Here is a 1,798-nt window from a genome sequence, read left to right on the forward strand (position 1 = left end):
CTGTCGCGCTTGAGCCAGTCATCGACGATGTCGAACCATCCTCGCTCCTGGCGTACGCGCCCTACCGCGATGGTCATCTCAACTTCTCCCAAAAAAGATCTAAATGAATGAGAACGCTAATGAAACTACAAAGTTTGCTTCCTTGAAGCAAGAGAAGAGCCTAGGTATAAAGACTCAACTCGCGGGTCTTTTGCCTCACCTTCTTTTAACGGCTCTTTGGCCAGAGCTACTCAGGAGCTCTTACAAGTAGGACTCCCAGTGCTCCAAGACCCTGTCCAGAACCGTTTCCAGTACTCAACAACGGCCCAATGAGCCATCTGAGAGCTACCGGACAAGCTTTACGGCTGTAGGCATTACAATCTAGCCTATGCCGGTAAAGACTTGTAAATTGCTTTCATTATAGAGGCGGGTGACGCGCCTCCATCAAGTCCGAGGTGGCCGGGATCTTCACAGACTGTAATCTTTGCGGTTTTTCTCTCCTGAGATATTGAGCGTGAGGGGCCGCCTCACCCCGGGGAAGGCCGAAGGCCCAAGATCCGATATCCTTAAAGGGCGAGGCAATCCACCTGAGAGGAATCTATGGCTAGTGAGATCTTCACCATTGCTGGGCTCTCCATTGTCCTGACCCTAGTGGGCGTGGCGCTCGGATACGGGATCCTGCGCGTCACCCAGGGCGGGGCCGAGTAGGGATTTCCTCGCTTGGTGAAACATGAAAATCGGCATCGTTGGCGCCGGGGCAGTCGGGGGGCATTTGGCCGTCCGCCTGGCCCGAGCCGGTTTTCCAGTGAGTGTGGTGGCACGGGGATCCCACTTGCAGGCCATCCGCAGCCAAGGATTGAAGCTGATCCGGCAGGGGGATCCTTCCCAGGCTTGGGTGGAGCGGCTGACAGCCAGCGACGACTTGGCTGAGCTGGGGCGGCAAGATGTGGTGATCGTTGCTGTCAAGGCCTACAGCTTGCCCCTGCTTGCCCCACAGTTGGGATCCCTGTGTGGCCCGGACACCCCCGTTGTGGTTGTTCAGAATGGCGTTCCCTGGTGGTACTTTTACCGGCATGGCGGCGAGTTTGAGGGGCGCTCCTTGACTTCGGTGGATCCGGGCGGGGTGATCGCCGCCCATCTGCCGATCGAGCGGGTGATCGGCTGTGTCGTGTACATCGCCGTGCAGTTGGCAGAGCCGGGGGTAGTTTTGCACACCGGCGGCGGGCGCTATATTCTGGGGGAGCCAGATGGATCGTTGTCGGAGCGGCTGCGCTCTCTGGCGGCCATCTTTGAGCAGGCGCAGCTTGCTGTAACCCTCACCTCACAAATTCGGGTCGAGATCTGGCAAAAACTGTGGGGCAACGCCGCTTTCAACCCCATCAGCGCCCTCACCCGCGCGGCCCAAGACGAAATTGCCCAGTACCCGCCCACCCATGCGTTGGTTGAGTCGGTGATGCAGGAAACCGAGGCTGTGGCCCAAGCGCTGGGGATCCGGCTGCCGGTCTCTCTGGAAGAACGGCTCAAGGATGCAGCCCGCGTGGGATCCCATCGCACCTCGATGCTGCAGGATATTGAGCGGGGGCGACCGACGGAGATCGAGAGCATTGTCGGCGCCATCGCGGAGCTGGGGCGTTGGGCAGGGATCCCGACTCCCCATTTGGATACACTCTATGCTTGCGTTAAGCTGCTGGAGCGCTCGCTTCAGGCGGGGAAAGCGGCCCGTTCCCAGCCGCAGATCCCCCAGTAGCCCCTCAACTCTTGCGGACTATGCTGGAAAACGCCATTGTGCTCATCACCGGTGCCAGCAGCGGCATCGGGG

General features: G+C 59.4%; 2 protein-coding genes. Both read left to right on the forward strand.

Going from position 1 to position 1,798, the window contains the following annotated elements:
* Nucleotides 1-579: 579 nt before the first annotated feature.
* On the forward strand, nucleotides 580-687 hold the full coding sequence (locus NW857_RS07005; RefSeq protein ID WP_414334413.1) for a PetM family cytochrome b6-f complex subunit 7: 108 nt from the start codon (nucleotides 580-582) through the stop codon (nucleotides 685-687).
* Nucleotides 688-709: 22 nt separating this feature from the next.
* Entirely contained in the window at nucleotides 710-1,726 is a 1,017-nt protein-coding gene (locus tag NW857_RS07010; RefSeq protein WP_414368450.1) for a ketopantoate reductase family protein, read from the forward strand.
* The last annotated feature ends 72 nt before the right edge of the window (nucleotides 1,727-1,798 follow it).

It is taken from the genome of Synechococcus sp. H55.9, assembly GCF_047462355.1.
In the GTDB taxonomy this organism is placed as follows: Bacteria; Cyanobacteriota; Cyanobacteriia; order Thermostichales; family Thermostichaceae; genus Thermostichus.